The organism is Fervidobacterium pennivorans (assembly GCF_001644665.1).
In the GTDB taxonomy this organism is placed as follows: domain Bacteria; phylum Thermotogota; class Thermotogae; order Thermotogales; family Fervidobacteriaceae; genus Fervidobacterium; species Fervidobacterium ngatamarikiense.
In genome coordinates, this window is record NZ_CP011393.1 from 1,393,357 (window position 1) to 1,409,431 (window position 16,075).

At 39.3% G+C, this 16,075-nt stretch carries 14 protein-coding genes, 1 tRNA gene and 1 pseudogene; 10 read left to right on the forward strand and 6 right to left on the reverse strand.

Annotated elements, in window-relative coordinates; all coding sequences use genetic code 11:
• The first annotated feature begins 52 nt into the window (after positions 1-52).
• From sdaAB to JM64_RS06530, 8 genes and pseudogenes are all read left to right on the forward strand, one after another.
• Positions 53-715 carry an L-serine ammonia-lyase, iron-sulfur-dependent subunit beta gene (gene sdaAB / locus JM64_RS06490; protein WP_064011958.1) on the forward strand — a complete coding sequence of 221 codons (663 nt, stop codon included), beginning with the start codon at positions 53-55 and terminating at the stop codon, positions 713-715.
• Positions 712-1,584, forward strand: a complete 873-nt coding sequence (gene sdaAA / locus JM64_RS06495) for an L-serine ammonia-lyase, iron-sulfur-dependent, subunit alpha (RefSeq protein WP_064011959.1) — start codon at positions 712-714, stop codon at positions 1,582-1,584. The genes sdaAB and sdaAA overlap by 4 nt, the downstream gene beginning before the upstream one ends.
• Positions 1,585-1,761: 177 nt before the next feature.
• Complete coding sequence (gene hutU / locus JM64_RS06500; protein ID WP_064011960.1) at positions 1,762-3,426, forward strand: urocanate hydratase; 1,665 nt, start codon at positions 1,762-1,764, stop codon at positions 3,424-3,426.
• A 38-nt stretch (positions 3,427-3,464) separates the two neighbouring features.
• Positions 3,465-4,265 (forward strand): DUF4895 domain-containing protein, encoded by an 801-nt coding sequence (locus JM64_RS06505; RefSeq protein WP_064011961.1) that lies wholly within the window; start codon positions 3,465-3,467, stop codon positions 4,263-4,265.
• A 27-nt stretch (positions 4,266-4,292) separates the two neighbouring features.
• Positions 4,293-5,051, forward strand: coding sequence for a TPM domain-containing protein (locus JM64_RS06510; RefSeq protein WP_064011962.1), 759 nt, complete (start codon positions 4,293-4,295; stop codon positions 5,049-5,051).
• 25 nt (positions 5,052-5,076) lie between these two features.
• Complete coding sequence (locus JM64_RS06515) at positions 5,077-6,075, forward strand: hypothetical protein (protein ID WP_064011963.1); 999 nt, start codon at positions 5,077-5,079, stop codon at positions 6,073-6,075.
• Positions 6,072-7,096: pseudogene (locus JM64_RS06525) on the forward strand (glycosyltransferase family 2 protein). Before JM64_RS06515 ends, JM64_RS06525 begins: the two are co-directional and overlap by 4 nt.
• A 43-nt stretch (positions 7,097-7,139) precedes the next feature.
• Positions 7,140-8,003 (forward strand): glycosyltransferase family protein, encoded by an 864-nt coding sequence (locus JM64_RS06530; RefSeq protein ID WP_156487913.1) that lies wholly within the window; start codon positions 7,140-7,142, stop codon positions 8,001-8,003.
• A gap of 11 nt (positions 8,004-8,014) precedes the next feature.
• Here JM64_RS06530 and JM64_RS06535 read toward each other — a convergent pair whose 3' ends face one another.
• Complete coding sequence (locus JM64_RS06535; RefSeq protein WP_156487914.1) at positions 8,015-8,986, reverse strand: hypothetical protein; 972 nt, start codon at positions 8,984-8,986, stop codon at positions 8,015-8,017.
• A gap of 83 nt (positions 8,987-9,069) precedes the next feature.
• Complete coding sequence (gene glf, locus JM64_RS06540; RefSeq protein WP_064011968.1) at positions 9,070-10,179, reverse strand: UDP-galactopyranose mutase; 1,110 nt, start codon at positions 10,177-10,179, stop codon at positions 9,070-9,072.
• A 103-nt stretch (positions 10,180-10,282) separates the two neighbouring features.
• On the opposite strand from glf, the gene JM64_RS06545 reads away from it, so the two are divergent.
• Positions 10,283-10,356 (forward strand) — tRNA-Gln (locus JM64_RS06545).
• A 45-nt stretch (positions 10,357-10,401) separates the two neighbouring features.
• Here the strand turns inward: JM64_RS06545 and hisS are convergent.
• Genes hisS through JM64_RS06565 form a run of 4 tightly spaced genes read right to left on the reverse strand, consistent with a single transcriptional unit; the run spans position 10,402 to position 14,334 of the window.
• Positions 10,402-11,667: a histidine--tRNA ligase gene (gene hisS / locus JM64_RS06550; protein WP_064011969.1), complete on the reverse strand. Its 1,266-nt coding sequence runs from the start codon at positions 11,665-11,667 to the stop codon at positions 10,402-10,404.
• On the reverse strand, positions 11,652-12,386 hold the full coding sequence (locus JM64_RS06555; RefSeq protein WP_064012561.1) for a tetratricopeptide repeat protein: 735 nt from the start codon (positions 12,384-12,386) through the stop codon (positions 11,652-11,654). The genes hisS and JM64_RS06555 overlap by 16 nt, the downstream gene beginning before the upstream one ends.
• A gap of 7 nt (positions 12,387-12,393) precedes the next feature.
• Positions 12,394-13,230, reverse strand: a complete 837-nt coding sequence (locus JM64_RS06560) for a Cof-type HAD-IIB family hydrolase (RefSeq protein WP_064011970.1) — start codon at positions 13,228-13,230, stop codon at positions 12,394-12,396.
• A gap of 24 nt (positions 13,231-13,254) precedes the next feature.
• Entirely contained in the window at positions 13,255-14,334 is a 1,080-nt protein-coding gene (locus JM64_RS06565) for a glucose-1-phosphate thymidylyltransferase (RefSeq protein WP_064011971.1), read from the reverse strand.
• 280 nt (positions 14,335-14,614) lie between these two features.
• Here JM64_RS06565 and glnA point away from each other — a divergent pair, with 280 nt between their 5' ends.
• Entirely contained in the window at positions 14,615-15,985 is a 1,371-nt protein-coding gene (glnA, locus tag JM64_RS06570; RefSeq protein ID WP_064011972.1) for a type I glutamate--ammonia ligase, read from the forward strand.
• The last annotated feature ends 90 nt before the right edge of the window (positions 15,986-16,075 follow it).

Sequence of the window (16,075 nt, forward strand, 5' to 3'; positions counted from 1 at the left end):
TGGTGGTATAATATTTCTGATACGCTGTCTAAAACGAGTCGAGGTGAATTTCATGGGTTTGCTCGAAGTTTCAGGTCCTGTTATGACAGGTCCATCAAGTTCACATACACTTGGAGCTCTGAGAATTGCAAGGTTTGTGTATAAGCTGATGGGAATTCCAGATAGTGTTGTCTTTACTTTGCATGGTTCGTTTGCGTTAACCTACAAAGGTCATGGAACCGATAGAGCACTGTTGGCTGGTATTATCGGATTAAAAGCGGATGACCCGAGAGTGAAGGATGCATACAAGTTGGCAAAAGATGTGGGTTTAAAATATGAATTTGAATTTGCAGACCTTGGTGATGTGCACCCTAATACTGTGTTAATTAAAGCGCATAAAGGAGATTTATACAACGAAGTTGAAGGTTCTTCCATCGGCGGCGGAGCGATTAGGATTACAAAAATCAACGGTGTGGAGTGTTCACTCGCTGGCGATTATCCTGCATTGGTTGTTGTTAATAAAGATAGACCAGGTGCTCTAAAGGGGATTTTGGATTGCATAAACGTGAATATTGCGAATGTTTATTTGCGCAGGGTTAATGCACTTGAGGGGATTGCTTTAACGATTATTGAGCTCGATGAAAATCCTACCGAAGAGGTTTTAGAATGCATCAGAACACTGAAGAATGTTATCGAAGTGTATGCGGTAAGGCTTGAAGAAGGTGAGATTATATGAAATTCGCAGAGCTAATTGAAATATGGCAAAACACAAATCTTGAGTTCAGCGAGATTATATTGGCTCAAGAGATGATAGAAACAGGTAGAGATCCGGAGAAAGTTAAGCAGGTGCTAAGTAATTTGTTAAGGGTTATGCTCGAGGAAGCTGAGAAGAATTTTGGTAAAAGGTTCGAAACGCTGACGGGATTGACAGGTGATAATGCCTACAAACTTGCGAATGTGAAACCAAGGATGATGAGCAATTTTAATCATATAGCAATGGTTGTTGCACTTTCTATGGGTGAGTCAAACGCATCGATGGGAAGGATAGTTGCTTGTCCAACTGCGGGTTCATGCGGTGTTGTCCCAGGTGTTGCTTATGCGCTTTGGGAGGTTGAAAAAGCAAATTTTGATGATTTGCTTAAAGCATTCATAGTTGCCTCGGGCATAGGGAATGTTGTTGCAAAGAGGGCAACGCTTTCAGGTGCTGCCGGTGGGTGTCAAGCAGAAATTGGAACGGCAACAGCGATGGCATCTGGGTTGTTGACTTACTATTATTCGAAAGATCCTATCAGAGTTGGGCATGCAGCTGCTTTAGCTTTGAAAGCACTTATGGGACTTGTATGTGACCCTGTCGGTGGGTTTGTTGAAGTACCATGTGTGAAAAGGAATGGCAATGCTGTAAATGTGGCGATTGCTACAGCGGAAATGGCATTAGCTGGTATTGAGAGTGTCATTCCGTTCGATGAAGTTGTCGAAGCAATGTACGAAGTTGGGAAATCGCTACCCGAATCGCTGAGAGAAACAGGTCTCGGTGGTATTGCTGCTACAAAAACTGCCAAGGAAGTTGTTGAAAAGATACGAGAAAATTGGAAAGGGACGGAATAAAGAAAAATAGAAAAATGCGTTAAATGATTTTTGAAATGCTTTGAATTTATTCCTAAACGTTTGTCTTTCTTAGGTATGGTTATTTTAGGAAGAATTGAGAAAAGTCGTGGTTAGGGGTAGAATAAAAATATAGAGCTTTTCAATGCATTTTGGATGTTTTTCAAAGGGGGTTTGAGTATGGCAGAAGTGATTAGAGCTCCAAGGGGAACAAAGTTAACGTGTAAGTCATGGCAGACAGAGGCTGCAATGCGTATGCTTATGAATAACCTCGACCCTGAAGTAGCAAGGGACCCGGCAAATTTGATAGTGTACGGTGGTAAAGGAAAAGCAGCTAGAAATTGGGAATGTTTCTACAAGATAGTCGAAGTGCTTAAGGAACTCGAAAATGATGAAACACTTATTGTTCAAAGCGGAAAACCTGTTGCCGTTTGGAAAACGCATGAATGGGCTCCGCGTGTACTCATTGCAAATTCCAACCTTGTTCCAAAGTGGGCAACCTGGGAGTACTTCAATGAACTTGAAGCACGCGGACTAATCATGTATGGTCAGATGACCGCAGGAAGCTGGATTTATATTGGCACACAGGGTATACTCCAAGGGACTTACGAGACGTTCTATGCGGTTGCTAAAAAATACTTTGGTGGAACACTTAGAGGAAGGCTTGTGTTGACAGCTGGGCTTGGTGAGATGGGTGGAGCTCAGCCACTTGCTGTAACAATGAACGATGGTGTGGTAATCGCTGTTGAAGTGGATAAACGAATGATAGACAGAAGGCTTCAAACGGGGTACCTTGATACGTGGACAGATAGTCTCGACGAAGCGTTGAAAATGGCAAAAGAAGCCATGAAGGAAGGTAGACCTCTGTCGATAGGTCTACTTGCCAATGCGGCTGACGTACATCCTGAACTTGTGAGAAGAGGAATCATTCCCGATGTTGTCACAGACCAGACAGCTGCACATGATCCACTCAACGGATACGTTCCGGCAGGTATTTCTTTTGAAGAAGCACTTAAGTTGAGAAAAGAAAATCCACAAAAATACTTGGAGATGGTATATGGTAGTGTTGTTAAACATGTGAACGCTATTTTGGAAATGCAAAAACAAGGTGCAAAGGTCTTTGAGTATGGAAACAATATCAGAAGGCTCGCTTTTGACCACGGCGTTAAGGATGCGTTCAATATTCCAGGATACGTACCTGAATACATCAGAGACCTTTTCAGTGAAGGTAAAGGACCGTTCAGATGGGTTGCACTCTCTGGAAATCCTGAAGATATATACAAAACAGACCAGAAGGTTTTAGAACTTTTCGGAGAAGACGAACATTTAAGGAAATGGATAGAAATGGCTCAGAAGAAAGTAAAATGGCAAGGGCTTCCGGCACGAATTTGTTGGCTTGGTATGGGTCAAAGAGCTGAGATGGGACTTGCAATGAATGATATGGTGAGAAAAGGTGAACTCGAAGCTCCTATCGTTATTGGTAGAGACCATCATGATACAGGTTCTGTTGCAAGTCCGTATAGAGAAACCGAAGCGATGAAAGATGGTAGCGATGCAATTGCCGACTGGCCCATTTTGAACGCTATGCTCAACGTGGCAAGCGGTGCTACGTGGGTATCGTTCCACCACGGTGGCGGTGTTGGTATTGGTTATTCACTCCATGCTGGCGTTGTTATCGTTGCAGATGGAACTGAATTGGCAAGGCAGAAGCTCGAAAGGGTGCTTACAAACGATGTAGGTATGGGAGTCGTAAGACACGCTGATGCAGGATACGAGATTGCAATCAGAACGGCGAAGAAACACGGCATCAGGATGCCGATGTTGAAAGATGAAGAAGGGAAGTAATTTTAGTTGATTTTGGGAAGGAAGGTCGAGAAATAGCGATGTATGTAGGACCTGAGAGGTTTAAGAAATTAGAAAAAATAGATTTTGATACTTCTGAACTTATTGGGTTTTTAGAGAGTAAGAAAGAAAGGCTTGATGTTTACCACCGCCATGTGGCGGTGGTAAGTTGTCATCTTAACCATACTGAACATTTTTCAACTTTCCCGTTTTATATGAACTTCATAGTCACGCCTTCCGATGAAAAAGTCGTCGGTATTTCGATTTCCTCGCCGATGTCACTCACACCTGCGATTTACAAAATGAATGAACTTGCGAAAAAAGATGAATTCATCAAGCTTTGCGGCGAGATTATAAACAATCCGAATGAGCAATGGATTTGTCAGTGTGGTATAATGAAATTGCCGTTAAAGACCAGGTTCGTAGCGATTGCTGGAAATGATGGATTTCTAAACAAGGAGATGTTCAGTGAAAAGGTTTTTGGCACAGAATCATTTTCTTTTGCCAAGCGTGTGAATGAGAAAGTTTTGGAATTTTTGGAAAAATACAAAGATGGACAGTATAAAATATGTAGAACGATAATAAACGATGAAGGGTTGAATCTCTTTGTGGTTGATAAGAAGGTAACTGATGAGTTCCGTCCATTGTATTCAGAGGTTATTTCGTTGCTAAGAAAGAAATACAGCCTTGCACCAGCTAAATATTATCCGATATCGGAACGCGTCATTGGTTCGTTTACGCTTGAGTTTGAAACGATTTTTTCCAATGCGCCGTTTGAAAGAGTTGATAGGCTACTGGAAGATTATGAGAAAATAAAATCTGATATCGCAAAGTATTTTTAAGCTTGCGATATGAATGGGGTTGAGTCGATGAGATTAAAGCGAACGTTTTACTTAATTTTGGGTTTGTTGTTTATTTCAAATATATTGTTAGCAGTTGATTTTCCAAAGCCCACACCATACAAATACATCAACGATTACGTTGGTGTGGTTGAACCAGAATACGTTCAAAAGATAATTTCGGTGGGAAAAGAACTCGAAGATAAAACCACAGCGCAGGTAACGGCGGTAATTATTGACTCACTACAGGGTATAACAATTGAAGAATATGCGGTTGAGCTTTTCAGAAGATGGGGAATAGGACAGAAAGGGAAAGATAATGGTGTTTTGTTGCTCGTTGCGATAAACGACAGACAAATGCGTATAGAGGTAGGTTACGGACTTGAAGGCGCCATCCCGGATGGGAAGGCTGGACGGATTAGGGATGAGTATATCATTCCATATTTCAAGGAAGGTGATTACTCAAAAGGTATTTACTACGGATATTTGGCTCTTGCGAAAGAAGTTGCCAAGGAATACAATGTGGAACTTACGTTTGATGTAGATGCCGAGTTACCTAAGAGTTCTTCGGCGTATGTTGAGACGATAGTGATAGTACTAATTGTGGTTTTTATCATGTTAGTTTTGTCGAGGCGAGGGGTATGGTATATTGGTCCACGTGGTCCAATGGGACCTGGTAATTTTGGTGGATTTGGCGGATTCAGAGGCTCTGGAAGAAGTTCTGGTGGAGGATTTGGTGGTTTTGGTGGGGGCAGAAGTGGTGGCGGTGGTGCTAGCGGGAAGTGGTGAGAGAATAGCGAGGTGTTTGCGGTAAATGAAAAGTATTTACAAAGTCGAAAAAATAAACATACTTATATTGGAAGGATTGGCGATATTCTTTGTTATGCTAGTTCACGCTGGAACTCCAAACTATATATATGCATTTTTCAGCTATGGACTTGGTTCACTTGTGTTTGCAAGGGGATACCAGTGGAAGAAAAGAGATTTCAAAGAGTTACTCTCATCAAGAATTTTGCTTGTTCAAACTTACTATGTTGCGGGTTTTATCAACACGATAATTTTTCTATTAATTGCACCAGCTAATGTGCAGAAGTATCCGAAATACACGTATTTAATGAATTTTCTCTTAGGTAGGATGGACAAATTAGACCAGGTTGCCGTCAATGCGATACCAACATGGTTTTTCTTGATGCTTTTCTTTGCAGAGATTTTGTTCTATTTTGTTGAGAAGAGTAAATTTCTGCTAATTTTTTCGATTATAGGTTCATTTGTATTTAGGATTTTCGCACACGAACCGCTACCTTTTAAAATTGATGCTGCAATTGTTGCACTACCATTTTTCTGGATAGGACGTGAATGGAAAAAGAGAAACCTTAGCATTTCCATCGTGGATTTTATGCTTGCAACTGTTGGTTTGATTCTAATAAGTCAGGTCAATGGTGATATTTCTTGGAACAACCAATGGTTTGGAAAAAGTGGAATAATTTCGTTCCTTGGAGAGGTTCTGGCGATAGTTGTTATCGCGTTCCTTTCTGATTTGGTGAAGAAGTTAAAGATTGATAAGTTCTTTTTGAGATTATCCATGAACGCACTTTTTGTGATTTCTTACCATATACTACTTGGTAGTTTGATTTATGTTTTGATAAATTCACTTGGAGTGGTCATCTCCGATGTGATGGTATTTTTGAATAAATTTTGGTATATTTATTTCACACTTGATCTAATTTTGGTATATTTAGCAATTACTTATCTTCCTTCAAAGGTAAAAGTGCTTCTGATTGGTGATTTGAGGAGATTACTAACTAAGCGATGAATTCTGACAAACCTCTTGTTTCAGTTGTCATTCCAGCGTATGATGTTGAAAAATTCATCCCGAAGACATTGGAGAGTGTGTTAAAGCAGACGTATGAAAATTTAGAAATAATAGTTGTAAACGATGGGTCAGTAGATAAAACAGGTGTTGTTGTGGAAAACATATTGGGAAATCAAAATAGATTTCCCTATAAAGTGATACACAAAAAAATGAAGGTGTGAGCGTAGCGAGGAATGTTGGAATTGAAAACGCGAAGGGGAAGTATCTGAAATTCCTTGATGGTGATGATTGGCTTGAGCCCGATGCCGTACAAGTTTTAGTTGAAACATGTGAAAAGTACAACTGCGAGATAGCTTTTGGCGGACAGGATGTCGTTAGTTCGAAGGGAAGGGTTTTATATAAGTACAACGAAAGCTATGTTTATGACGAAGGATTAAAAAATCCAAGAGAAGTGCTTAGGGATTTTCTTGTTGGAAAAAGTTATATTTCTATGAACAGTTCGATATTTCTCAAAAGCGTTGTCGATAAATACGAAATAAGATTTACTAAAGGTGCAAAATTTGGTGAAGATAACGAGTTTATCTCTAAATTCTTGTACTTTTCAAACGCAGCTTACATGTTCAATAGGAAGTTCTCATCACTTGTTTATAGACATAACTCAGTTACAAAACAGGCAACATTAGCAGTCTTTCATAATGTTGGATCTATGAAAAGGTTGAAGCGATTTTTTGAATTGAATAACGAATCTGAACTTGTAAAGTTGTTGGAAGAATACGTGATACCAAAAGCATATGCTTGGACTATTGGAAATCTTGCTTACAATGGATATTCATTTCGTAAGTGGATAAAAATCGCCAGAGCTCCGAACATTCGCAAGCAGATACTTAAGTTAAAACGCGAGTACAATCCAACGAAGATGGGGAAAGAGATGAAATTTGTATTGAGGATGTATGCTATTTCTCCGGAATTAACTTACGTATTACTTAGAACTGCAAATATAATTTTCAGATTAAAGGCATGAAATCAGCAGGATGACTCTGAGAAAGCGGGTGTTGTGCTTGACAATGAAAAGGTACTTGATAGCAACAGCATGTAACAAAAAATACGAAGAGTTTTTGCTGAACCACTGGTTCAGGTCGCTTAAAGATAATGTTGATTTATCTGAGATAGATGTACTGATTATGGATTATGGATTATCGGAAGATATAGTTCAAAAGCTTTCCGAACAAGGGGCTATTGTGAGGAAGGCAAACCGAGTAGATGGACACATTAACAATACAAGATTTTTGGAACTGGCGGATTTTTTAAAAGAAAATCCTGCTTATGAGCAGGTTATTTTATGCGATTCGGGAGATATAATCTTCCAAGGTGATATATCACACCTGTTTAAAGAAAGTACAACACAAATAAGGGCGGTTACAGAAGACTTTTCGCCAAATATGGATATGATAATCAATGAAACTAAAGTTGAGAATGCAGATGAGGTACGAAAAAAGCTATGGAAAAAGCAACTGATAAATGCGGGTTTTGTGGTATATCCTCGTGATGTTTATATCGACTTTGTAGAAAGAGCATTCTCAAAAGTTAAGGATAGCTACGCCTGGGGTGTTGATATGATACTTTTAAATTACTACGCTTATGAAAACGGTTTTTTCAAGCTTCCAGTCATATACAATTTCATCCCAACGACAGCAAGAGTCAGGTATAAAATAGAAGATGGGATTTTCTACATAATAAAAAATGGTGAAAAGATAAAAGTTTATGTTGTACACAACGCAGGTGGATACAAAGCTTTCAGACCTGTCTTAAAGTTCGGCTACGGCAAAAACTACAATATTCCACGACCGTTAACGATATTTACGCTGAGGATATTCTATATATCGCTTTATGGTTTAAGACATTTAGGCTCGATATTTCGCAAACGATAGAAGCTGACGAACTAAACATCCAAAATTTTTCTGAGCAGTTCTTCCAGATTCTTTCCAGTTGCTAGAGTTTCTGCTAACGCAACAATATTCTTCTTCCATGTTTTGTATTCATCTTCTGTAACCTGAGAAAGTTTTTCATCTAATTCCATCAAATTTGACACACCAAAACCTATATTGTATTGTTTGACAAGTTCATAGATTGCCGATTCTTTCCATACTATCAACGGTAAACCACTCACAATGTAAAGTGAGGCTTTATGCGGAGAGTTATACCTCAAGTACTCTCCGGTTGTGCCGGCGATAGTCTCTATTTCTTCTCCATCCCAGACTAATCCGAAGTGTCCTTCAATTTTGTATGGTAGTTCATCGGGGTGAAATGCCCCTTTTAGTTCAAGTATGCCTTCTCTGACTTCTCCGTTGTAACCTTTGCCGTATAGATGAAGTGTATAACCTTTAAAAGGCGATTTATGAAGCATTTTTTCTATAAACTTTGATTTTGCAAGGTTACCAGCGAATGTAATTATGTATCTACCATTTGGTTTATGTGGTGTTGATAGAAGTTTTTCTTTATCTATACGTTCAAGAAGATAATCAAAGAAACCTAATATGAAAGTTTCTCCAGGAAAATTCAGTTCGTTCTTAAGGTATTCTGCCATCTTTTTGGAGTGAACTACTGCATGTGTGAAATTCTTAAAGACAAAGCGTTCTCTCAATATGTCAATTTTTCTCGCATATCTGATGCTTTCAATATCATGTATTACGACGATTCTTCTACCATTCTTGAAAGTTGATTTCAAGAATGGTGCAATGAAGGAATCGAGACCTGTTCCGTTCTGAAATACAGCGTTTGATTCTCTAATACCTTTATCAACCCAAGAACGGAAGAGTAACGCGAAGAGTTTATGAGGCATAAAAACTTTTTCTGTCTCTTCTGTTTTACCTTTGAAAATATCTATCCGTTCAAGTCCCATGCTTATTAACACTCTTTCTACATCCATTTTTGCTTTGAATCCTGCGTTGAATTTGCTTCCCCAGTGAAAGTAAGGGACATAGTACGTCAGAAAAATCACTCCTTAAGCCATTTCGAAACTTTTTCCTTACTAACCTCAATAACTTGATCCATATTGTAGTACTTGTATTCCGCAAGCCTCCCTACAAATATGTATTCCCCACTCTCTTCTAACTTCTCTACCTCTTTCATATATTTTTCCCTTTTCTCCATATTATCCTGTGTCATCACTATGTAGTATGGTTCCGCGCTTGCAAGTGGGTATTCAAAGCATACTGTCGTTTTCTCACTCTTCTCGTTCAAAAAGTGCTTGTACTCAGTTATCCTTGTCCAATCGTAATCGTTCGGGTAATTGACAACTGCCACCGGTTGGTAATATTCTTTGTCGTATGTCTTCAACTCCAGCCTCAACGAACGATATTCGAGTTTCCCATACACATAATCAAAAAACCTATCAAGTTCTCCTGTATATACTGTTAGCTCCGATTTGAATAAATCCCTTACTTCGAAGTAATCCACTCCTGTGAGTATAGCTATATTTTCATGATTTAGCATGTTTTCTACCATCTTCGTGTAACCATGTTTTGGAATTCCTTGGTATTTGTCTGAGAAATACCTATCATCCCTATTTGTCCTTATCGGTATTCTCTTTGCTACCTCTGGTGATAGCTCTTCTGGGTCTCTTTCCCATTGTTTTATTGTGTAATTTTTGAAAAACATTTCATATAACCTTTCCCCAACTTGTGAAACAACTACATCTCTGAAATTCTTTGGTGGGTTATTGAACTTTGACTTTTTCACTTCTTTTTCCAAGAACTCTTCCACTTCGTATGTGGCTATATTAACCCCAAACACTTCGCAGAGTGTGTCCCTGTTGATTGGAAATGGTAAAAGTTTTCCTTCAACATAGCTCAGGACTTTGTGCTGGTAGTAGTGGAATTCGGTAAAACGGTTAACAAAATCCCAAACATCTTTGTTATTGGTGTGGAAGATATGCGGACCGTAGGTATGGATGGTAATACCATTTTCATTTTTGTAATCATGGCAATGTCCTGCAATGTGTTTGTGTTTTTCAATAACAAGAACTCTCTTTCCTGATTCAGCTAAGATTCTTGCTGCTGTTGCACCTGACAACCCCGCTCCAACTACAACTATGTCAAAGCTCATTTTCCCACCTCTTCTTTTTCTTTTAGTCTTTTACTGACTTGCTCCATTGACAACCCCAATCCTTATGGTAAAATATATTTTGCCTTGCTTGTTCAAGGCGTGTTGGGAGGTCGTCTAATGGCAGGACTGCGGACTCTGGATCCGCCAGTGGAGGTTCGAATCCTCCCCTCCCAGCCAAATCCAATACCCATAAGAAGCTCCCACACGGGAGCTTTTAATTTTTTACGCTAGTTCTGTTAGCAGGTCTTTGATACCGGTGACAACAAAGTTCTTCTCAAACTCAAGTTGCTCACCTGTTTCCATGTTCTTGACTAATACAATATCCCTTTCAAGTTCGTTCTCACCAATGATTATACAAAGCTTTGCGTCTGTTCTTGCAGCGTTTTTAAGTTGCGCACTCAGTCCTCTTTCCATGATTTCAAGGTTCACCGCGATACCTTCCCTGCGAAGTTGCTGGGCAAGTTTCATCGCTTCTATTTTAACTTCCTCTCCTCCAAAGTGTGCGATATACACTTCATTTATCTTTATATCATCAACGTGCACATTTTCGGCTTTTAATGCGAGTATCAGTCTTTCCATACCAGCAGCAAATCCTAATGCCGGGACGTCTTTACCACCAATTTCTTTTATTAAATTGTCGTATCTTCCGCCACCAGCAATTGCGCTCATCGCGCCAAGTTTGTGATGGTGCACTTCGAACACAGTTCGATTGTAGTAATCAAGCCCTCTTACGAGTCTTGGGTCTTCTACATATTTTATTCCAAGACCGTTGAGTAATTTTTTTAGTTCTTCGTAATGTTTTCGTGCGTTTTCGCCTATGTAATCTATAAGTTTGGGGGCTTGTTTTGCGTATTCGACGTCTACTTTACAATCGAGCAATCTCAAGGGATTGCGTTCGTATCTTACTTTACAATCATCGCAAAGATGATCCAGGTGCTGAGCGTAATATTCTCTCAGCGCTTGTTTGTAATTTGCCCGGTCTTCTGCGTCTCCAAGGGTGTTTATATGTATCTCAAAATCCACTAGTCCTATATCTCTAAGAAATCTATCAACAAAGGCTATTAATTCGGCATCAGCGAGAGCAGAGGGGCTTCCGAAGATTTCTGCACCAAATTGATGGAATTGTCTCTGTCTTCCAGATTGTGGACGTTCGTAACGGAACATTGGACCGATGTAAAAATATTTTTGAGGGAAGCCTTGGGTAATCAAACCATTTTCGACAAATGCGCGCACAACTGGAGCGGTTCCTTCCGGTCTTAGAGTGATGCTCCTACCACCTTTGTCTTCAAATGTATACATCTCTTTTTGGACGATATCTGTATCTTGACCAACACTTCTGACAAACAATTTTGTCTCCTCAAATATCGGTGTGCGAATTTCTGTAAATCCGTACACCAAAGAAATCTTTCTGGCTTTTTCTTCTATCCAGTACCAATACTTCATCTCTTGGCCGTATAAATCTTCCGTTCCTTTTATTTTTTGGTACACTTCCTTTCCACCTCCGAGATTCTGGTTTTTATCTCGTTTTTTGCTTCCTCGTCAACTACTTTCCATTCTGGTCTGATGGATAACTGGAGTGCTGTTTTATAGACGTTCAGTGCATCGCAAAATTGTCCTTTCTTTTCGAAAAGTTTGCCATACATTAAGTATGTGTAGATGTGGTCCGGATTGTTTTCTAAAGCCTTTTTCAAATATTGTTCAGCGAGTGTGAGGTTTGGAAAAAGCGGGACTTCCAAATTTCGAACGCCTGCTAAAAAGAAAGGTTCCCATTCTTTGGGTCCGTATTGCATGGCTTGGTTAAGATGGTAGTCTATTTTTCCAACAAGCGTTATAGCAAGAAGATTATTTTTTTGAACCCTATGGGAGAGTACAACCGCCATCGCATAGTGAAATTTCCAGAATTCCGGATGCTTTTTGAGCATTTCATCTGTTAATCTGTAAGCTTTTTCAGAATAACTATAATCCACACCTGCCCAACTGTAAAGCTCGCTAAGAGCGATTATATAATCAGCTTTTTCAATCAACGTCAACTTTTCAAAATCTAAAGAGCCAAGGAACTGTACAAGTTCCTTGGCTTGTCGATTGCCTATCATATACTGGATTTTGTAGGATATTTCACTCATTTGTTTGGCATCTAAAAATGCAAAGCTAAAAGCCCCTAAGAAAATGAATAAAATCGCAGCTTTGAACAATTTAGTTATTCTCATCACCAACTCACTCATCTATTCCTAATGCCCATTTCTTTACTGCGTAAGCAACTCCTGCTTCGTTATTAGGTTTTGTGATATATCTTGCGTATTGTTTAACTTCGCTATGTCCGTTTTCCATAACTACCGGATAACCCACCATTTTAAGAAGCCCTATGTCGTTGAAGCTATCTCCCAGATACATCGTTTCATCGGGCGTAACATTGAAATATTCGAGAAGATACTTTATCGAATGTTCTTTTGAAGCATTTGGTCCAAAGACTTCATAGAAAGTTTCTTCGTTTATCGTGTTATTTTTTACAATGCTTGTTGCATTTCTTAGTCCGTCAAGGGCTTCATTTAAAGCGTGCGTTATCTGTTCCTCATTACCAACAAGCGCGATTTCGGCAACTGTAAGTTTGTTTTTTAAGTATTTTAACACATTGTCGACAATATTCAACCTCCAGCGATTTTGATTCAGATAAAGTGAAAAGTTACCGTTGTATGGTTGGTCTATGTACATATCTTTTTCTTCGAGAAAGTCTCTGTAGAGTATGTAGAAAATCTGATACTTTCTTGCCGTCTCAATAACCCTTTCGGCAATTTCTGTTTTAAGCTCGGACTTGTATATGACTTTATCTTCCATCCACTGGTAAATAAACGCGCCGTTTTGGAAGATGACAGGAACATCGAGTCCTAATTCTTCGATATATGGTTTGGCTGAGTAGAAATTTCTGCCCGTTGCAACACTTACGTGTATACCTTTTTCCATAGCTGTTTTTAGTGCTTCGATATTTTCTTTTGGTATGTGTTTTTCATCGTTTAGGAGAGTGCCATCTAAGTCTGTAACTATGAGCTTTACCATCTCTCTAACCTCCAAGCTTTTGTGTTATCTTGAGACTATAACCTTACTGAGGTCGCCCACGATTATCTGGACACCTTTTGGTTTACCATCGTTCTCTGTTATTTCTACCTTCTTACCTATGACAGAGGAATCTATTCTGAACGAAAGGTTAGAAATCTTAACTTCGTCCATGACAATGGAATTTTCGATTTCGCAGTTTTCAATCATTACCCCGTTACCTATCGATGTGTAAGGACCTATGTACGCGTTCGAAATAGTGCAGTTGTCCCCGATGATTACCGGCCCTCTTATTACGCTGTTAACCACTTCTGAATTCTTTCCAACACTTACTCTACCTTGTATAACAGATGAAGCTTCAACGGTGCCTTCAATTTTGAATTCTTCGATAATTTCATCCAGAATCTTGTGGTTTGCCTCTATAAGGTCTTCAGGTTTACCGGTGTCCTTCCACCAACCATATATAATGTGTCCTTCAACAGTTCCTTTATGTTGAATAAGCCAGTCTATCGCATCTGTGATTTCGAGTTCTCCGCGCCAAGAAGGTTTGATGTTGGCTATGCCTTCGAAAATATCCTTTCTGAATAGATAAAGTCCAATAATTGCGAGGTTTGAAGGTGGTTCTTTGGGTTTCTCGATAGTTTTGATAATTTTATTTCCTTCCATTACCGCTATACCAAAGCGTGATGGTTCTTGGACTGGAGAGAGCATAATCAATGCGCTTAACTCCTTCTTTTCTTCAAATTCTTTTACAAAGGGTCTTATATCGTCCATGATGAGGTTGTCACCAAGGTACATCATGAAATCCTCGTCTCCGAGGAAGTCTTTTGCCATGAGAACGGCATGTGCCAAACCTTTTGGTTCTTCTTGGAGGATGTAAGTCAGGTTGACGCCGTATTGTGAACCATCACCAAGTGCAGCTATGAAATCTTGCCTGTTTTCTGGACTGACAATGATTCCTATCTCCTTAATCCCCGCGCTTTTGATTTTCTCGATAGTGTAGAGTATAACAGGTTTGTTTGCAACAGGAATAAGGTGTTTTGCCGTTGTGTAGGTAAGAGGTCTTAAACGTGTTCCTTTCCCTGCGCAAAGGATAATAGCCTTCACATTTCTCACCCCTCATCAATGATTTCAATTGAATTCATTGTGTTATTTTAAGAAGCAAAACTATTATATAACAATGGCGTTGGATTTCAAATAGAATTAACCTAAAAACAAACGTCTTTTTAAAGAGCATATCGAAGAATTTTTAAGAAAAAATGAGAAGCTCTCAGGATAGTTTAAGATAAATCGTTTTTTGTATGTTCCACTTGGATGCTGTAATTTGTTTCCTTAAAGTAGGCATGTTAGTATTAATATGCAAAGAAAGCAATTAGGAGGGATTAGGATGACCAGTTCTCAAGTTCTGAAATTGATTGAACAAGAGGGTATCAATTTCATAGACCTTAAGGTTGTTGACCTTTGGGGTAGATGGAGACATGTGACACTTGCAAGAACAAACTTTTCTGAAAAGACTTTTGTTGAAGGTGTAGGATTTGATGCATCAAATCTTGGTTATGCCGAAGTCTTCAGCAGTGATATGGTTATTATACCAGACCCCGAGACCGCATTTATCGAAGAATACGAGGGTGAAAAGGTTCTTTCAATGATTTGTGATGTTTACGAAGTTGAAAATATGACACCGTGCTCACATGACCCGAGAACTATTTTGAAGAAAACTCTTGAGTCAATAAAAGAAATCGCGGATGAAGTTTATCTGGGACCTGAGTATGAATTTCACATCTTTGAAGATGTGAGATACGATGTGAAGTCTAACAGAGTCATGTTCGAAATCGATAGCTCAGAGGGTTTTTGGAAATCTAGTGAGACAGGGGAATATTTCATTGGTAGGAAAAAAGGTTACCACAGAATCCCTCCATTTGATAGGTTGATGGAAGTCAGAAATGCGATTGTTAAAAAGTTGCTTGAATACGGAGTGCCTGTTAAGTACCACCATCACGAAGTTGGAACTTGTCAAGTAGAGATTGAATTAACATTTGTAGATGCTTTGAAAGCGGCAGATTACACGATGCTTGTCAAACACGTTGCAAGAATGGTTGCAAAGCAATATGGATACTTAGTAACATTCATGCCTAAGCCTATGTTTGATGAGGCTGGTAATGGTATGCATGTGCATCAATTCTTGAAAAAGGATGGAAAAAATATTTTCAATAGTGATAAGCTTTACAATCTTTCTCAAGAAGCGCTTTGGTACATTGGTGGTATGTTGAAAAACGCGCCAGCACTCATGGCTTTTACAAACCCATCAACGAACTCATACCGTAGATTGGTTCCAGGATTTGAAGCGCCAACAAACGCTGTCTTTGCACTTGCAAATAGGACATCAGCCATTAGAATCCCTGCTTATGTTAAAGACCCAGAAAAGCGAAGGATTGAGTTCCGAACGATAGATGCGACGTGTAACCCATACCTTGGTTTTGCAGCGATGATACTTGCTGGTGTCGATGGTATTAGGAAGAAGATAGACCCAACATCTGAAGGTTTCGGACCGTTTGAAGGAGACGTTTACGAAAAAGAACTTAAACCTCTTCCAAAATCACTCGAAGAAAGTTGTATAGCATTGAGGAATAATCACGAATTCTTAACCACGTTCCCGAAAGATTTAATTGAACACTGGATAAAGGCAAAACTATTCGAAGAAAGGCAAGTCAACTCTGTGCCACATCCAAAAGAATACGACTTGTATTTTGATGTGTAATATGATAGTCTAAAATAAGAGTTAAAAACATCGGAATATCAGAGAAGCTTCCTCATACCAGTACCCCCACCCCCTTGGGCTAATAAGTGC

What these genes read in the sequence shown, in the direction of transcription:
- glnA (WP_064011972.1), top strand. Translation starts at nt 14,615, where the DNA reads ATGACCAGTTCTCAAGTTCTGAAATTGATTGAACAAGAGGGTATCAAT.
- glf (WP_064011968.1), bottom strand. Translation starts at nt 10,179, where the DNA reads ATGAGCTTTGACATAGTTGTAGTTGGAGCGGGGTTGTCAGGTGCAACA.
- JM64_RS06515 (WP_064011963.1), top strand. Translation starts at nt 5,077, where the DNA reads ATGAAAAGTATTTACAAAGTCGAAAAAATAAACATACTTATATTGGAA.
- JM64_RS06530 (WP_156487913.1), top strand. Translation starts at nt 7,140, where the DNA reads ATGAAAAGGTACTTGATAGCAACAGCATGTAACAAAAAATACGAAGAG.
- JM64_RS06510 (WP_064011962.1), top strand. Translation starts at nt 4,293, where the DNA reads ATGAGATTAAAGCGAACGTTTTACTTAATTTTGGGTTTGTTGTTTATT.
- JM64_RS06505 (WP_064011961.1), top strand. Translation starts at nt 3,465, where the DNA reads ATGTATGTAGGACCTGAGAGGTTTAAGAAATTAGAAAAAATAGATTTT.
- hutU (WP_064011960.1), top strand. Translation starts at nt 1,762, where the DNA reads ATGGCAGAAGTGATTAGAGCTCCAAGGGGAACAAAGTTAACGTGTAAG.
- sdaAB (WP_064011958.1), top strand. Translation starts at nt 53, where the DNA reads ATGGGTTTGCTCGAAGTTTCAGGTCCTGTTATGACAGGTCCATCAAGT.
- sdaAA (WP_064011959.1), top strand. Translation starts at nt 712, where the DNA reads ATGAAATTCGCAGAGCTAATTGAAATATGGCAAAACACAAATCTTGAG.
- JM64_RS06560 (WP_064011970.1), bottom strand. Translation starts at nt 13,230, where the DNA reads ATGGTAAAGCTCATAGTTACAGACTTAGATGGCACTCTCCTAAACGAT.
- JM64_RS06555 (WP_064012561.1), bottom strand. Translation starts at nt 12,386, where the DNA reads ATGAGAATAACTAAATTGTTCAAAGCTGCGATTTTATTCATTTTCTTA.